This window comes from Paracoccus bogoriensis (assembly GCF_019431455.1).
Lineage (GTDB): Bacteria > Pseudomonadota > Alphaproteobacteria > Rhodobacterales > Rhodobacteraceae > Paracoccus > Paracoccus bogoriensis.
On record NZ_JAHYSR010000086.1, the window covers coordinates 1 to 251 of the forward strand.

The following is a 251-nucleotide window of genomic DNA, read 5'->3' on the forward strand; positions in this document are numbered from 1 at the left end:
GCTTGGCCACCTGCACCGTGGCCCCTAGGATCTCATGTACTCCCTGGGCATACGGCTTACCGGTGTAGGCGCTATCTACCAAGACACTCTCGACTTGCCCTAACCCTGGCTGACAGCGCTCAAAGGCTTTCAGAGCTCCCTTCCGATCCGTCACGTTCGCTGTCGTCACGGCGACGGCATGCGGCAAACCTTGAGTATCGACCGCAATGTGCCGCTTGATCCCCGATACTTTCTTGCCCGCGTCGTAGCCT

1 protein-coding gene is annotated in these 251 nt (G+C 59.4%); it reads right to left on the minus strand.

All coding sequences use genetic code 11. The features are described 5' to 3' along the window. A partial coding sequence (locus KY389_RS15165) for a transposase (protein ID WP_219831798.1) occupies window positions 1-251 on the minus strand: 251 nt, incomplete at both ends.